Source organism: Fibrella aquatica (assembly GCF_041321135.1).
GTDB classification, from domain to species: Bacteria; Bacteroidota; Bacteroidia; order Cytophagales; family Spirosomataceae; genus Fibrella; species Fibrella aquatica.
On the sequence record NZ_JBGGWF010000017.1, the window covers coordinates 1 to 14717 of the forward strand.

Below are 14717 nucleotides of genomic sequence, written 5' to 3' on the forward strand. Positions count from 1 at the left end.
AAGCTCCAGCTTCGGTAGTAGACTAGTTATTTTCTACTACCGAAGCTGGAGCTTCGGCGCTACAACATACGTACCTGACCCTTATACAATCCGCTCGGCGGTGACGGTGAAGTCTTTATCGAGCAACCGTTTCAGAATTTCCTGCGCCCGCGCTTCACCAGCTGCGGTGATCTGTACTGATTTGTTCCGACGATTACCGTCAGTATACTGTTTAGAAGCGAGAGCATCGAGGGTATCGAAGCTGTGGCCTTTCCAGTTGATGAGTGATTTACCCTGTGGGTACCCATTTTCGTCGGTCGTTTCCTGCCGCCAAGCGGTTAGGTAAAGAACAGCCAGGGTAAGGTCTTCAATATCCTCGGGCGTAATGTCGTTGGTTTGCATACTGATTAGTCAAAATAAGGAACAGACGGCAAACGCCGTTTCCAGCTACGAAGGTAACAGGTACAGGCCGGAAAGGGGCGTTTTTTCGTACCTTCGTCCGCTAACATCAGTAACAACCATTTTTTGCACCGTACCTGACCGCATGGAGCGTTTTACCGGATTACTCGGGATTGTCTTGATCTTAGGCATCGCCTTCGCGATGTCGAACAACCGCAAAGCCATTAATTATCGAACAGTAGGCGTAGGGCTGGCCCTTCAATTTGGCCTTGCTGTGTTTGTTCTCAAAACCGACCTCGGGCAGAACGTTTTCAACTACCTTGGTTTCCTGGTTAATAAAACGCTGGAGAATGCAGATAAAGGCGCTGCATTTGTTTTTGGCTCGCTGGTAAACCGCGACGTACTGTCGCGGGCATTTGGTAGTGGCAACGACTTCATTTTCTTTTTTAAAGTGATACCAACCATCATTTTCGTGGCGGTGCTGGTCAATATCTTCTACCACCTTGGCATCATGCAACGTATTGTGGCCCTAATGGCACGGGTGATGAAACGACTGATGGGCGTGAGTGGTGCCGAAGCCCTCTCGAATGTGGCAAGTACGTTTGTGGGTCAGGTAGAGGCCCAGATCATGATTAAGCCGTATCTGGCCACCATGACCAATTCAGAGCTACTGGCCTCTATGGCGGGGAGCTTTGCCTGTATCGCGGGTGGCGTTCTTGCCGTCTACATCTCGCTGGGCGTTCCGGCCCCGTACCTGCTCGCCGCCAGTATCATGGCTGCTCCAGGCGCACTGGTAATCTCAAAAATCGTTTTCCCTGAAACCGAAGTTTCTACCACACAGGGGGTCGTAAACATCGAAATCAAAAAGACACACGCAAACCTAGTCGATGCCATTGCCAGTGGCGCCAGTGAAGGGCTCAAAGTGGGATTGAACGTTGTAGCCATGCTGATCGGTTTTATCGCCCTGATCTCATTGATCGATATGTTACTGGGTAAAGCAGGTAGCCTTGCCGGGTTTCCAATCCTGAGTCTGAATTTCCTGCTTGGTAAACTATTCTCGGTATTTGCGTGGGCAATGGGCGTTCCGGGTAAAGACGTTGAAGCAGCAGGTGCGTTAATGGGTACCAAAATGGTGGTCAACGAGTTTGTGGCTTACATCGAACTGGTCAAGCTCAAACCAACCCTCGACCCAAAAACCGTAGCCATTACCAGCTTTGCCCTTTGTGGATTTGCCAATTTCTCTTCCATCGCCATTCAGATTGGCGGCATCGGCGAATTGGCCCCAAGCCGCCGCACTGACCTGGCCAAACTAGGCTTCAAAGCCCTGATCTGCGGCACATTAGCCAGCTATATGTCTGCCACCCTGGCGGGACTTTTACTCTAAAACTAGTTTGTGGTTTGTCGTTTAAAGTTTGTAGTTGCGCTGCAAATCAATAGTACGATGATTTAGCAACGCAACTACAAACTTTAAACGACAAACCACAAACCCATTCAAAAATGCGCATCGGTATCTTCTTTGGTGGCCCCTCGCGGGAGCGCGACGTGTCATTTGCCGGCGGACGTACCGCACTGGCCAACCTGAATAAAGCCCTATTTGATCCCGTGCTGGTGTTCGTCAGCGGTTGGGGACGGTTTTATATTGTGGAACCCGACTTTCTGGAGAATACGTCTATTCGTGCCGCTTTGCCTGAGCAGGATGGCTTTTCGGTGTATGACGAGTCGCTGGAAGAAGAAGACGTCATTCCTGGCGAGCAGGTTGACCCGGAATGGTTTGAAGATTATTTCGACATGGCGTTTCTGGCCATGCACGGCCCCGATTGTGAAGACGGCGCCATTCAGGGTTTGCTCGAATGGCACAAAATGCCGTATACAGGACCTGGCATTCTAGGTTCGGGATTAGGCATCAACAAGATTTTGCAGAACAACCTAATTGCGCTAGTCAATGGTCAGGAGAAAAAAACGGCGACCATCACCCGCGATGCCTGGAATCAGGCCGATCAGGGCGCGTTCTTTACGTCGCTGGTGAACCATCTCGGCTTGCCGGTAGTGGTTAAAGCGCCGCATCAGGGTTCGTCTATCGGCGTAGCGATCGTGCGCGAAAATGATCTGGGTACGTTCCAGAAGGCCGTGGGCCAGTGTTTCTTTACCACCACGCTTAACCTGGCCGATTGGGCCAACATGGAAGAGCAGGCGAAGCACGATTACGCGCAGAAAACAGCAACTCTCAGTTCGGCAATCGGCTACCCACTCATTATTGAAAACACGGGGGAATACGCCATGCACCCCGCCGACCTGATCGAAAAACTCGACGACGAAGCCGACGAAGATGCAGATCGACTCTTCACGCTGGCTTCGGTCAATGCCGAGGATGAACTATTATTCGAGGAATTCATCAACGGACAGGAATTTTCGTGTGGCGTTATTCAGGACGACGATGGGCTGGCAGTGGCCCTCCCGCCGACCGAAATTTATAATGCCGATGCCTTTGATTACGAAACCAAATACCTGACCAGCGTTGCCAAGAAGCGGATTCCGGTGGGTACCAGTTTGGAAAACAACCGGGCCATTCAGGTGGGCATAGAGCAGTTGTTCACGAAACTAGGCATCAACGTGTACTCGCGTATCGACGGCTTCCTGACGCCGGAAGGTCCTAATGGTGAGCCACAGCGGGTCTTGTTTCATGACCCGAACACCATTCCGGGCATGTCACCGACCTCGCTTATCTTTAAGCAGATGGCTGAGATTGGCATGAACCTGAGCGATTCGCTAACGTACCTGATCAGGCAGTCATTACGGGAAAGGATCAGGACCGGCAAAGACACACACCGCCTGAAACAAATGCTGACGGAACTCGACGCTAAGTTAGCCGCCCGTAAAGCAGCGACGCTTCCCGAACAGGTCATTCACTTCGGCCCCACCGACGATGACTGGAACCGGGCCAAAGGCGAGTACAATGCTGCCGCCGCACTAGCCGAGACCCGCCCACAACTGGTATATTTGAAATCGAAGGTCGAGAACCACGAAGTGCCGGTTTACTTCCTGTTCAAAGACACGCTGACGGAGTTGGAAGAAGCCCTGACCACCCCCCGCCACCCGCTGCTGATCGAAACACAGGAACGGGCAAGACACATTACAGAGCGGTACATTTGAGCAGACATTGGACGCTGGATACTGGACTTAAACTATCTCACAGGGATCTGTTTAAGTCCAGAATCCAATGTCTGGCATCAGATTGCAAACAAACTCAACTGCCCTTCATTGACTTTACGGCGTGATCCTTCATGTTCCAACAGCCATTGTTTACGCCATAAGCCACCGGCATATCCGGTCAAACTGCCGTCAGAGCCAATCACTCGGTGACAAGGAATTACTACGGCCAGTGGGTTGCGCCCATTGGCAGAGGCTACAGCACGAATCGCTTTTTCGTCGCCCAGCTGCCGGGAAAGTGCTAGATACGAACGTGTTTCTCCGAAAGGAACCGTCAGCAAAGCTTCCCAGACACGTTGCTGAAACGGCGTACCGATAGGGGTCATCAGAAACGTAAAGTCCTTACGAATGCCATCGAAATAATCGGTGAGTTGGTCGCAGGCCTGTTGTAGGGGAAGCGGCAGGTTTTTAATCAGAAACAGATCAGGCATCGGATCATCCAGACAGGTGATAGCCGATACCCCTGATACATCGCCGGTGATGCGAAGCGTGCCGAGGGGAGACGATAAGTACGTATGCATAGAACCAAAGCAAGGTGGGTTGTGATAAGCTAGCCCCCCTTTGTTTGCTTTAGGCTAACTTACGAAAAATGTCTGACCAGCACATCGTCGAGCATCGCTTTTGTGAGTGGTTTATTTCGGTAGCCGGTCACTTCATTAAACTGTTCGGCACGTTGCTCGTCAGAGGGGTTTAGTGAGGTCGTCAACATCATAACAACCAGATTACTTTTCAGATTAGCGTCCAGGCGGTGGTATTCTTCCAGAAATTCGAATCCGTTCATGCCGGGCATATTGATGTCGAGCAATATCACTTCCGGCCGTATGTAGGTTGGATCAGTCGTATTAGACAGGTACGTTAGCGCCTCGGTTCCGTTTTCGGAAACGCGAACATGATTACACTTACCCCAATCTGTTATTACCAGTTGGTGAATATAGTTATCATCGGGGTCGTCGTCGACTAGCAGGATGCATTCAAGCTGTTTCATTGGTGTTGAGGTATTGTCATCTGAGCCACAAAAATGAGGCTCATTCGCATACAAGTAAAGTCAGTACTTCTGTTTAACACGAAACAGCGGGGTATTTCCTAAAAAAATTAGCGATCGTTCAACACGCAGCCGACTTATCTCGGCAAATCAGAAAAATTGGTCACCTTATCAAATTCAATCGACTTCTAATCAGGTACGTCAACGGCCAAACCTACCCCCTTTGCAAAAGCAGCGCACCAGGCTATGGGTGGCCTGGTGCGCTGGAACATGTCGATTTTTAGTCCTGACGGCGGCTTCGCTCGCTTTTCTTTTCCTGTTTTGCCGCTTTCTTTTCTTTCGGCGACTTGGCCGGTTCCTTTTTCTTTTCGGAACGGGCATCTTGTGCTTTAGCCATTGTTTCGCTGTGTTTAGGTTGTCAAGGTACAAAACGAACGGCAACCGTAGTATGTTGCCACGTAAAGAGCAACGAAATCAGGCAATTCGGCCCGAAATTTGACAGCACTTACCTAACCCATTCTCCTCTAAAACCATGTCTCGCTTTTTACTGCTATTTCTGCTGATTCCATGCCTTGCGCTTGGTCAGGCACCCATCGTTTTATCGAACAAGCCCACCAACACACTGTTTTCGCTGGCAGCCATCGACGGGAAAACGGGCGTTCGCCTACCCGCCCAATTCAAAGTTCATGCTTATCTGGCCAAAAAAGACTATTCTGGGCCAGCGACTCCTGACCGCGATTTTGAGTTTGTGATGACCCGGGCCGACTCTCTTCTGGTTATTGCCTCGGCACCTGGTTATGATGAAGGTGAGTTCGTGATGGTGGCCCCCTGCGATACCTGCGCCACCTACGGCTACTCGGTTCCACTTGACCGAACTGACACGGTTTTTCGGGAATTGACCAAAGGCAAAGCCATTAAACTCGATAAAGTTTATTTCGATCAAAGCAGTTATAAAATGCGGCCTGAATCATTTGACCAACTCGACAAACTGGTTCGCACTTTACAGGGAGAACCCACCTTGCGCATCGAAATTGCGGGCCACACCGACAATGTGGGCGACCGACGTTTAAATCAGTTTTTATCAGAGAACCGAGCCAAAGTGATCACTAACTATCTGGTTACAAAAGGCATAAAAGAAACTCGTCTTCGGCATGCAGGCTACGGAGATACCCGTCCCGCGGCCCCCAACGATGTGGAAGAAAATAAACGACGCAACCGCCGCGTTGAATTTGTGGTGTTGTAAAAAAACACCTGGCGTTGCTGACTAGCTGCGTAGCCAATACCTATCTGCTGTAACCGTGGCAATTGTTGAAGAGCCTTCTATTGTTCGTCGTATCTGGGGCGATGCTGATGTGATTTTGCTCATTTTCGCGGGCTCAGCCGCCGAGTTCGCGCTCAATAAAGCCGTTGATTGGCTATTTTTTACCGGAAAGTTACCCGCTGATCCTATCGGCCGCCTGTTTTCGACGGTACAGTATGCCCAACAAATTGTTTTTTCTGACCAGGTCAGCGCCCAGAAAGCCGTGAGTCGAATGGCGTCCATTCACGCGGGTGTTGAGCAGAATCGGGGTTATTCTATTCCAGACTGGGCTTATCGTGATGTTCTATACATGCTTGTCGACTACTCGGAACGGGCTTACGCACTACTTCACCAACCGCTCACCCCTACTGAACAAACAGAGGTTTTCGATACCTTTCGGCAGGTGGGTGTTGGCATGGGCGTTCCTGACTTGCCGCTAACGTATGCTGACTGGCAAACAGACCGGCAACTTCACCTGGCTAATGACCTTGAACGAAGCACGTTCACCGATACGCTTTTTCGGCGGTATCGTGAAGAAATTGGCGGTTGGCGCTACAACCTCCTGCGACAGGCCCAAAGTATGCTCGTACCTGCACGTGTGTCTACCTTGCTCGACCTTCCCAAACGGCCGTTACTGAGTAAGTTACTTTGGATCTACCCTGTTTCACGCGTACTAGGCCTGCGGGCATTAGTTCAACGCGTATTGCTGCCCACCACGTACCTGGCACGCATTCAGGGGCTTGAGCGAAAGCCGTAGGCATGAGTTCAAACCGTATGGAACTCAGTACGTGCCGAGCGTGGTTTGTCAGTTACGTTAAATGCGCAGGCGTTACGTACCTGATAATCACCAATGAAAAAAGCCAATCAGCCACTTCCCTTCGCTGACATCATCAAAAGCGGCGAGCCTGTGCTGGTCGAATTTTTCGCCACCTGGTGCGCCCCCTGCAAAGCGCTGGCCCCCACATTGAAACACCTTGCCGACCGCACAGGTGACAAGCTGACAATCGTGAAAGTTGACATTGACCGTAGCAAAGCGGCGGCCACGAAATTTCAGATCCAAAGCGTTCCTACCATGATTATGTTTAAAGACGGCAAAGTGGTTTGGCGGCAGACAGGCGTGCAATCGATCGGCAAACTCGAAACATTGGTGAAGCCATTTTTATAAAGTCCAATGTTTAAAAAAAAGGGGTTCAAAGTTCAACGCCTAAGGTCCAATGTTGCGTTGCTGCACACCGATTTGGTGGTACAGCAACGCAACATTGGACCTTAGGCGTTGAACTTTGAACTCAAAGATATTGAAACCTTAAAATATAAAAGGCTTCGGGCTGAAGCAGAGAATGAAGATGAGCAGGGCAAGCCAGCCAAGGAGTTTTCGACCGTTGCTTAATGGCTCATTCTGTTCGGTTTCGGGATGGTAAACGCCCAGAAAGCGGCCCAATACTACCGCAAACACCATAAAGCCGATATATCCTTCTACATCCGGGAACAGAAAAGATACTGCAAACTGAGTTACCACAACTGATAAGGCAATGAGAAGCGCCGTTACAGGCCGGTCATTGATGCGCGAGAACGCCAGAAACAACGCGGCTACGTACAGCACCAGTTTGTACAACTGATCACCAAAAACGGCATCGTCGCCGGTAGCGAAGTCGGATACCCGGAAGAAACCGAGACCCGCATAAAAGACGAAACCAATAAACAGGATGGGAGCCAGCGTGTTGAAGCGCCGCCGACCAATGAGGGCGTAAAGCACATGCCCACCGTCGAGCTGACCAATAGGAATGAGGTTGAGGGCGGTGAAAAAAAGCGATAAGTAGCCCGCCAGCAGGTAAGGATAATGCACCATTTCGTAGGGGTGCGGCAAGAGTGACTGGTCGGCTACGTAGGTTTTGAAGAACCAGAATAGCAGGTTATCGCCCAGAGCAATACTCCGAATGTTTCCCTTAGCTACGTTCAGGCTTACGAATTCACCATAGCGTAGGCCATACTTTTTATAATCGGGATGGATCGTGAATATATAGTCTATGGGCGGCAGGTGGGTAAATCCATACCAGAGCAACAGTAACGCCACAACAAAGCCCGCCAACGGCCCGGCAACGCCAATATCGAAGTATTTACGCCGACTGCTGATGTAATCTTGAATACGGATAAACGCTCCCATCGTGCCAATGCCCTCACCCATGCCCGTCCAGAACGGAATGTAATAGGGCAAGGTGACACGTACCTGATTGGCCCGCGCTACGAAGTAATGCCCAAACTCATGCACTGTCAGTACTGTCAGGAAGGGCAGAGAAAAATTCAGACCCACCCAGAATTCAGACCAGCCTAACGACCGGATCTTATACTGCTGAATGTCTTTTGCTTCATAAAGCCACTCTAACGGGATAAACGTTGAGCCAAAAATCCACTCGGCCCCAGAGGCAGTGGTGGTGACGAGTGTAATAAGAAATAAAACAAGATGGATGGGGTACTTACGTGTTTGCATAGAAGGGAGTTTTCAGCTGATAGAAACAGGATACTGAAAACATAGTCATCACTCGATCTCGTCGAGGTAATCCAGAATGGTTTTTGGCGGCACAACATGCACTGCCCGGATACCCAACGCGGCGGCTGCCTGTATGTTCAGCAGATTGTCGTCAAGAAATACCGTTTCGGCGGGGTCCAAACCAGCCTCCGACAGAACGTACCCGTAAATGTCGGGGTTCGGCTTCAGCATTCTGACAATGTGCGAATAAAACACTTGTTCAAACAGAGATTCCAGCGCAGGCTGCCCCAGTTCAGCCAGTCGATTATTAACTTCCCGAATGTGTATTGGGTTTGTATTACTCAAGAGAAAAAGCCGGTATTTGCCCGATAGCAATTTAATGCGCTCGATGCGTTCAACGGGCAAATCAAGTAGGACACTATTCCAGGCGGTGTCAATAATTTCGTCGGCCCACCGGTCGGGTTCATCACTTTCTGAACGAACCAGCGAACGAACAGCGGCTCTAAAGGCCTCATCATCAACAAGGCCGGTTTCATATTGTTGCCATAAACCGTGCTGCTTCCAGAGCGATTCCATCTCGGCTTCGGACCGATTGGCCAATTGGGCAAAATTTCGCAACGGAGCCCGTAAATCGATCGGGATAATGACGTCGCCGAGATCAAAAATGATGTTTTTCATAGAATACGTTGGTTTCTTCAAGTCTCCAAGACTTTCCAGACTAAAAATTCATAAGATTCCTTCATCGGCAAAGCTCAGGTACGTTCGGTCGGTGACGATGAGGTGGTCAAGAACGGGAATATCCAGGAAACGCCCCGCTTCTTTGAGCTTACGGGTCAGGTCTTTGTCGGCCTGCGAGGGAGTGAGATTCCCCGAAGGGTGATTATGGGCCAGAATAATACCGCTGGCCAGATACTCTACGCCAACCTTGAAAATCATTCGTGGATCGGCTACGGTGCCCGATAGTTTACCTGCACTGATCTGTACAGGGCGTAGCACCTCGTTGGCTCGATTAAGCAACAGTATCCAGAACTCTTCGTGCGATTTATCGGTCAAATAAGGCCTTACCTCTTCGTAAGCATCCCGCGAGCAGGTGATTCGATGTCGCTCTGGCGGTGCCTGTTCGCGGCGGCGGCGGCCCAATTCCAAAGCGGCCACAATGCTGATGGCCCGAGCCTCGCCAATACCCCTGAACTTGGAAAGGTCTTTCACACTTCGCCGGGCTAACTCGTGCAGGTTATTACCAACGCCTTCCAGCACTTTGCGCGCCACATCAACAGCCGACAGTTCGGCGGTACCGGAGTTGATCAGAATAGCGATCAGTTCGGCATCGGAAAGGGCGGCAATACCTTTCAACATTAATTTTTCGCGGGGTCGGTCCTCTTCCGCCCAGCTTTTAATGCTGCGCAAGGGCTGGTATGTGTTCATCTGTTTGCGGTTAGCTTCGGCGCATGGTACATACCCAAAGGTAAGACCAGGGACAACAAAAAACCTTATCCGCTTGGGCAGATAAGGTTTGCTTCCGGAAGAACAGAGACCGGCAAGCTACACTAGGCAGCTACAGCAGGAGCCAACTTGTTGACGAAACGAGTAAGCTTCGACTTGTTATTGGCGGCTTTGTTCTTGTGAATGATATTTTTCTTGGCCAACCGATCAAGTTTTGAGATTACCGTCTTCAGCAGGTCGCTGGCGGCAGCGTGATCAGTGGTTCCGCGAAGTTTTTTCACGAGGTTACGGCTTGTTACGGCCTGGTACCGGTTCAACAGACGCTTTTTGGCGTTGGTCCGGATTGCTTTCTTGGTATTCTTATGATTTGCCATTGACAGGACTTGGTTCGGTTTCCGAAATCAGTCCGCAAAGGTAAGCTTTTGAGTGGATTATCACAAACAGAAGGCTGATAGTTTGTGGTGTAAAGTCAGTAATTGAGTACAGTACCACACGTTATCATATCTTATTTGGCAAAAAATAATATGTACAGAATTTAATCTAGATGCATGCTAAACCAACTGTTGGAATATTCTGTCAAATGAATAGATTTGTTATCGTAACAATAACCTAACATGAGAACCGTAACATTTGAGTCGCTTCAGGCCGATCAGGCCTGGATGGTCGTGTCTGATCAACTGAATCAGCGCAACATGTTGCTCTCGCGAAGTATTTCAAAATTAGAGCAACAGCAACAAACCCTGCCTATTGCCAGTCGACTAATGACGCTTCGTTACCACTTGCGTCAGGGCCTGCGCCGCCTCACCGCCGAAAACCGCAAACTACCCGCTACTACCGATCAGGCCGGCGCTTTAAACCGGCAATGGTGCCACATTCATGAACTATACTTTTTACTTCGGCAGGTTGATGCTGAGTTACTCAACGCCCGCGATGTGAGTGAACCCCTCAGTCAATGGCTTGATACCCTTGAGTTGCGTGTATACAAATCAGCGTTGGTTCATTTGAATTAACCAGCTTATTAATCTTATTCAGTGTCTCCTGCTGTTGTCAAATAGCTCTATCAAACCGGCAATAGCAGGAGACGTTACGTTTATTGGCCATTCAAGTACGTTATCAGCTCATTCCCAACTATTGGTAGTCGCCGGTGTTTCAACCTGTAAACGCGACGCTATGAAAAAGGGATGGATTATTACATTGGGGGTTTTGGTACTGCTTGGCATTGGTGGTTACCTGTATTATAACAGTTTAAAAAACAAGGCGCAAGCAGAAGGCGGGGCCTATGATGGCACCCTCAGACCCCGCCTTGAATTAAGCCGGTTTGACCTTTCCAATGTTTCAGACGACTCAGTATTAGTGAATATGCATCTGCTCATTGATAATCCACTGCCGATCGGTTTTAAGGCCAAAAGGGTGGATTATACGTTGTATATCGACAATGAGGAGGTAACTAAGGATGCCTACAGCAAAGCAATCGAGGTAAAATCGCAGGACAGTACACTGCTCACGCTTCCGGTTCGGTTATACACCAAAAAAATGATTGGTGTATTGAAACGTCTCGAAGCCGCAGGCACAGACAGTACTGATTACCGCATTCGCACCACTTTTGATCTGGACATTCCTATTGCAGGCGAACGCACCTTTACCGTCAGTCAGTCTGTTCGGGCACCTGTTGTTTATATCCCGGAATTTAAGGTGGCCGATATTGATCTGGGTACGTTCGGCCTCAATAGAACCGATGTGGCCACCCGAATTATCTGCATTAATAAAAATAATTTCCCGATCAGCATCAGTGATACCAAGTACAGTGTCACCATTGATGGGAAACAGATTGCAGCGGGAGAACAACCCGAACCGATTTTGATTAAAAAGCAGGGTTCAACGCCGTTTGTGGTGCCAATGACCGTTAAGCCCGGCCAATCGATGGGGCTGCTGCCCAAGATGTTGTTCAATAAGAAAGACACGCCGGTTGAAGTAGCCTTCCGGTGCAAAATCCTGGATAAGAGTGAAAATCCGATGTTCAAGGAAAGCCAGATCGTTACTACAATACGAAGTAATCTGGCCGACTTGACTAAAATGACAAAGACGAAGTAAATCGCCTATCTCTAACCCGGTACGTTGTGTAGCTGGCTGTTGCCTTTCTGTTCAGGAAAGCAACAGCCAGCTTTTTTTAGGCAATTGCAACCCGCTCACAGACAGCGTCCCAAAGGCCAATCCGGGCTTCCATACTACGGATAGCCCAATCAGTGGCTTCCTGCCAACGTGTGGTATCCTGATCGCACAGGGCGGTTACCATTTGCATGGCCAGATGGCTATGGTGATCACCGTCAATTTCAATGTGCCGTTCCAGATAATAACGGAAGGTATGCAACTGTTCGGGGGCATCGGCCGCAAGGGCGCGCACCAGATTCACAAACATATCGGGAATAAGGTCTTCGCGGCCAAAGGTGAATACAGACGCCATTACGTGCGGTTTGTTAGTCCCAATGACATCGAAGGTAAACTGCACGAATTGTCGTACGCCGTCGGGTACGTCGGTTTGCTGCAATGCCTCATGAATGGGCATTCCGGCCACAATACCGTTTACAAGCTGGTCGATCGCTGTGGTATCGGCCCCCAACTGCTGCATGGCTATTCGATACAGTTCGTAATGGCTAATGTGCGAATCGGGCCAGCCCAGCCATTCGGGGGCTTCGTCACTTTCTTCACCGGTTACAATTTCGTTGATCAGATAGCGCGTGCTACCCCGTCCAACGGGCATCCAGGGCTCCGACACGCAGGTTAGATTACGCTGCAGGGCTTTCAGCAACGACATAAAATCCCAGACGGCAAACGCGTGGTAGGTGGTTAGGTCGCGCAAACCGTCAAGATCCTGCACGGTAGCGTATACGGGGTGATTAAGCAGGCGCTGACGAGTGGGTTCCAGCGCGGCAGTAAGTTGGGCAAGCTTAGCTTCCATGATAAAGTCACAGATTGTGTACAACCTATTTACGCATAGGGCATGAAAAAGGTTTTCCGATACGGTCAGATTGGGTATACACCTTTATTTTCAGCCCAACCACTTACCATTCATCCACTTCCCGGATCAATGAACAAATAAGCTTACCTGGTTGACAATCAACAGTATATATTCACATATTACTCCAATACAAAAAGGAGCCCCACCGCCATGAAACATTGCACACAATCCCTAACGCTGATCATTATGCTGAGTGTGTTGAGCAATGAACTACATGCCCAGCACACCATAACGACGCAACCGGTAGCCCAAACGAGTATATGCCCCGGCTCAACACTCGATGTATCTTTTGTTGCTTCGGGTACATACCCAGCCAGCAATACGTTCGTCGTGCAACTCTCGAATGGCGGCGAGTACATGGATATGCCAACAGGCACTGCCAGCTACAATAGTAGTTCAGGAAGGTATACAGTATCTGCAACCATTCCGGGAAACACGGCGGCTGGAACAACATATCAGTTACGTGTTACGGCAAGTAACCCGGCCGTTGTTGGAAGCCCAGGCAGCACAGCGCTTGTGGTAAAGGTGAAGCCGGGAGTGCCAATTGTGAGAAACATGACGATCTGCCAACAGTTTTGTACAAGCCCGAGCACATGCGAATACAGTCTGTTTGGAACACCTGCGGCCGGAGCGTCTATTTCCTGGTATAGCCCATCTGGTAGTAAGTACAGCCCGTTTCTGACCAGTACGCCTAGCTCGATCGGTATCTATTCAGGTGGAGGTACTGCCTGGACATTTGGCGAAAACACACTGTATGCCAGTCAGACCCTGAACGGCTGTGAAAGCGAAAAGACGCCTTTCATCGTTACGTTTAACCCCAATCAACCCGTTGGCCCATCGAACTATAATGGAGAGTCCTATGCGGTTTGCCAAAACAGTGGCATGCTAACGCTGGACAAATTTGTATACCCTCCGCCAGCCGGTTATCAGATACTTTATTTTGACCCGCTCAATACCAGTATTCCCGGCACTACCGTTCCCCCTACCATTAGAACAGACGTAGTAAAGGTGTATCACTACACGGCAGCATACTTATCAGATAAGGGTTGTCGTAGTCCGGCTAGAAATGATGGGGATATTTACGCTAAAATCAAACCCAGTCCAGGCAAACCGACCCTGCTCACCAACTCGTTGTCATACTGCCAAAACCAAACAGCGAACTTACTATCCGCCAGCACCACTGATGCAGCAGCTTCACTGGTTTGGTATGGAACCGATGCAACGGGTGGTACAGGCACATCGGTAATTCCCCGACCAGCTACAGACGTACCTAGTACATTCAGGTACTACGTTGCTCAACAGCTTAACAATTGCGAAGGAGAACGGTCAGAGATAGTAGTTACGGTAAAGGGACTATCGACGGCAACGCTCACGGCTAGTTCCACAACCATTTACGAAGGCGATGCGGTAAAACTTTCAGTGGCTTTCACGGGCGACGGGCCATGGCGGTTTACCTACCGCGACAGCAGCAGCGTGGGAAACACCACGCAGGAAGTGCTGACGAACGTAAACCCGCACGCACTGGAACTGACACCATTGAAATCAACCAATTACCGAATCACCGCACTCAGCAACGGTTGCGGTGCCAGTTTGTCGCTTCCCGCGCCGGTACAGATAACGGTAAACCCATTGTTGGCAGTTGAAGCGCTGCCTACGCTAATCAGGGTATTCCCGGTGCCGACAACAAGCAGCATAACCGTGCAGGTAGATGCATCACTGATGGTAGGTTTGACTACGCTGACATTGATTGACAGCAAAGGAAACAGCGTACAGAAACTGGAAACACGCCAGTTAAGTACACAGTTGTCGTTAGCTGATCAGGCGGCCGGATTATACATCTTACAGATCCGTACTGGTGAATACAACGTGTACCGCCGACTGGTGAAGCAATGAGGGACAGACAGCG

At 49.9% G+C, this 14717-nt stretch carries 16 protein-coding genes; 8 read left to right on the forward strand and 8 right to left on the reverse strand.

The window, feature by feature from the left end; genetic code table 11:
• Positions 1-81 precede the first annotated feature (81 nt).
• Complete coding sequence (locus tag ACAW87_RS24095) at positions 82-381, reverse strand: DUF6429 family protein (RefSeq protein WP_370726215.1); 300 nt, start codon at positions 379-381, stop codon at positions 82-84.
• A gap of 142 nt (positions 382-523) precedes the next feature.
• On the opposite strand from ACAW87_RS24095, the gene ACAW87_RS24100 reads away from it, so the two are divergent.
• Both ACAW87_RS24100 and ACAW87_RS24105 read left to right on the forward strand, forming a co-directional pair.
• Positions 524-1762 carry a NupC/NupG family nucleoside CNT transporter gene (locus ACAW87_RS24100; protein WP_370726216.1) on the forward strand — a complete coding sequence of 413 codons (1239 nt, stop codon included), beginning with the start codon at positions 524-526 and terminating at the stop codon, positions 1760-1762.
• A gap of 113 nt (positions 1763-1875) precedes the next feature.
• Positions 1876-3528, forward strand: a complete 1653-nt coding sequence (locus tag ACAW87_RS24105; protein WP_370726217.1) for a D-alanine--D-alanine ligase family protein — start codon at positions 1876-1878, stop codon at positions 3526-3528.
• A gap of 77 nt (positions 3529-3605) precedes the next feature.
• Here the strand turns inward: ACAW87_RS24105 and ACAW87_RS24110 are convergent, their stop codons facing one another.
• The gene (locus ACAW87_RS24110) at positions 3606-4106 is read right to left on the reverse strand and encodes a methylated-DNA--[protein]-cysteine S-methyltransferase (RefSeq protein WP_370726218.1); all 501 of its coding nucleotides are present in this window, start codon (positions 4104-4106) and stop codon (positions 3606-3608) included.
• Positions 4107-4165: 59 nt separating this feature from the next.
• On the reverse strand, positions 4166-4570 hold the full coding sequence (locus ACAW87_RS24115) for a response regulator (RefSeq protein ID WP_370726220.1): 405 nt from the start codon (positions 4568-4570) through the stop codon (positions 4166-4168).
• 529 nt (positions 4571-5099) lie between these two features.
• Here ACAW87_RS24115 and ACAW87_RS24120 point away from each other — a divergent pair.
• The 3 genes from ACAW87_RS24120 to trxA all read left to right on the forward strand — a co-directional run bounded on the left by ACAW87_RS24120 (position 5100) and on the right by trxA (position 7032).
• Complete coding sequence (locus ACAW87_RS24120; RefSeq protein WP_370726221.1) at positions 5100-5810, forward strand: OmpA family protein; 711 nt, start codon at positions 5100-5102, stop codon at positions 5808-5810.
• 55 nt (positions 5811-5865) lie between these two features.
• The gene (locus ACAW87_RS24125; RefSeq protein ID WP_370726222.1) at positions 5866-6624 is read left to right on the forward strand and encodes an oxygenase MpaB family protein; all 759 of its coding nucleotides are present in this window, start codon (positions 5866-5868) and stop codon (positions 6622-6624) included.
• Between the two features lie 93 nt (positions 6625-6717).
• Positions 6718-7032: a thioredoxin gene (gene trxA / locus ACAW87_RS24130; protein ID WP_370726223.1), complete on the forward strand. Its 315-nt coding sequence runs from the start codon at positions 6718-6720 to the stop codon at positions 7030-7032.
• Positions 7033-7170: 138 nt separating this feature from the next.
• Here trxA and ACAW87_RS24135 read toward each other — a convergent pair whose 3' ends face one another.
• The 4 genes from ACAW87_RS24135 to rpsT form a co-directional block, all read right to left on the reverse strand.
• Complete coding sequence (locus tag ACAW87_RS24135) at positions 7171-8352, reverse strand: site-2 protease family protein (protein WP_370726224.1); 1182 nt, start codon at positions 8350-8352, stop codon at positions 7171-7173.
• A gap of 48 nt (positions 8353-8400) precedes the next feature.
• Complete coding sequence (locus ACAW87_RS24140; RefSeq protein ID WP_370726225.1) at positions 8401-9030, reverse strand: HAD family hydrolase; 630 nt, start codon at positions 9028-9030, stop codon at positions 8401-8403.
• A 48-nt stretch (positions 9031-9078) separates the two neighbouring features.
• Positions 9079-9777, reverse strand: coding sequence for a RadC family protein (radC, locus tag ACAW87_RS24145; RefSeq protein ID WP_370726226.1), 699 nt, complete (start codon positions 9775-9777; stop codon positions 9079-9081).
• A 122-nt stretch (positions 9778-9899) separates the two neighbouring features.
• Positions 9900-10169 (reverse strand): 30S ribosomal protein S20, encoded by a 270-nt coding sequence (gene rpsT, locus ACAW87_RS24150; RefSeq protein ID WP_370726227.1) that lies wholly within the window; start codon positions 10167-10169, stop codon positions 9900-9902.
• A 240-nt stretch (positions 10170-10409) separates the two neighbouring features.
• Here rpsT and ACAW87_RS24155 point away from each other — a divergent pair, with 240 nt between their 5' ends.
• The gene (locus tag ACAW87_RS24155) at positions 10410-10805 is read left to right on the forward strand and encodes a hypothetical protein (protein ID WP_370726228.1); all 396 of its coding nucleotides are present in this window, start codon (positions 10410-10412) and stop codon (positions 10803-10805) included.
• A 160-nt stretch (positions 10806-10965) separates the two neighbouring features.
• A complete protein-coding gene (locus tag ACAW87_RS24160; protein WP_370726229.1) occupies positions 10966-11886 on the forward strand; it encodes an LEA/WHy family protein in 921 nt (306 codons plus the stop codon).
• Positions 11887-11962: 76 nt separating this feature from the next.
• Here ACAW87_RS24160 and ACAW87_RS24165 read toward each other — a convergent pair whose 3' ends face one another.
• On the reverse strand, positions 11963-12751 hold the full coding sequence (locus ACAW87_RS24165; protein ID WP_370726230.1) for a DUF3050 domain-containing protein: 789 nt from the start codon (positions 12749-12751) through the stop codon (positions 11963-11965).
• Between the two features lie 210 nt (positions 12752-12961).
• Between ACAW87_RS24165 and ACAW87_RS24170 the strand changes: the two genes are divergently transcribed.
• Complete coding sequence (locus ACAW87_RS24170; RefSeq protein WP_370726231.1) at positions 12962-14704, forward strand: T9SS type A sorting domain-containing protein; 1743 nt, start codon at positions 12962-12964, stop codon at positions 14702-14704.
• Positions 14705-14717 lie beyond the last annotated feature (13 nt).

Excerpts from the sequence above, each read along its gene's own strand:
- ACAW87_RS24115 (WP_370726220.1), bottom strand. The coding sequence starts at position 4,570 with ATGAAACAGCTTGAATGCATCCTGCTAGTCGACGACGACCCCGATGAT.
- ACAW87_RS24110 (WP_370726218.1), bottom strand. The coding sequence starts at position 4,106 with ATGCATACGTACTTATCGTCTCCCCTCGGCACGCTTCGCATCACCGGC.
- ACAW87_RS24155 (WP_370726228.1), top strand. The coding sequence starts at position 10,410 with ATGAGAACCGTAACATTTGAGTCGCTTCAGGCCGATCAGGCCTGGATG.
- ACAW87_RS24170 (WP_370726231.1), top strand. The coding sequence starts at position 12,962 with ATGAAACATTGCACACAATCCCTAACGCTGATCATTATGCTGAGTGTG.
- ACAW87_RS24095 (WP_370726215.1), bottom strand. The coding sequence starts at position 381 with ATGCAAACCAACGACATTACGCCCGAGGATATTGAAGACCTTACCCTG.
- ACAW87_RS24105 (WP_370726217.1), top strand. The coding sequence starts at position 1,876 with ATGCGCATCGGTATCTTCTTTGGTGGCCCCTCGCGGGAGCGCGACGTG.
- ACAW87_RS24165 (WP_370726230.1), bottom strand. The coding sequence starts at position 12,751 with ATGGAAGCTAAGCTTGCCCAACTTACTGCCGCGCTGGAACCCACTCGT.
- trxA (WP_370726223.1), top strand. The coding sequence starts at position 6,718 with ATGAAAAAAGCCAATCAGCCACTTCCCTTCGCTGACATCATCAAAAGC.
- ACAW87_RS24135 (WP_370726224.1), bottom strand. The coding sequence starts at position 8,352 with ATGCAAACACGTAAGTACCCCATCCATCTTGTTTTATTTCTTATTACA.
- radC (WP_370726226.1), bottom strand. The coding sequence starts at position 9,777 with ATGAACACATACCAGCCCTTGCGCAGCATTAAAAGCTGGGCGGAAGAG.
- ACAW87_RS24120 (WP_370726221.1), top strand. The coding sequence starts at position 5,100 with ATGTCTCGCTTTTTACTGCTATTTCTGCTGATTCCATGCCTTGCGCTT.
- ACAW87_RS24100 (WP_370726216.1), top strand. The coding sequence starts at position 524 with ATGGAGCGTTTTACCGGATTACTCGGGATTGTCTTGATCTTAGGCATC.
- ACAW87_RS24160 (WP_370726229.1), top strand. The coding sequence starts at position 10,966 with ATGAAAAAGGGATGGATTATTACATTGGGGGTTTTGGTACTGCTTGGC.
- ACAW87_RS24140 (WP_370726225.1), bottom strand. The coding sequence starts at position 9,030 with ATGAAAAACATCATTTTTGATCTCGGCGACGTCATTATCCCGATCGAT.
- rpsT (WP_370726227.1), bottom strand. The coding sequence starts at position 10,169 with ATGGCAAATCATAAGAATACCAAGAAAGCAATCCGGACCAACGCCAAA.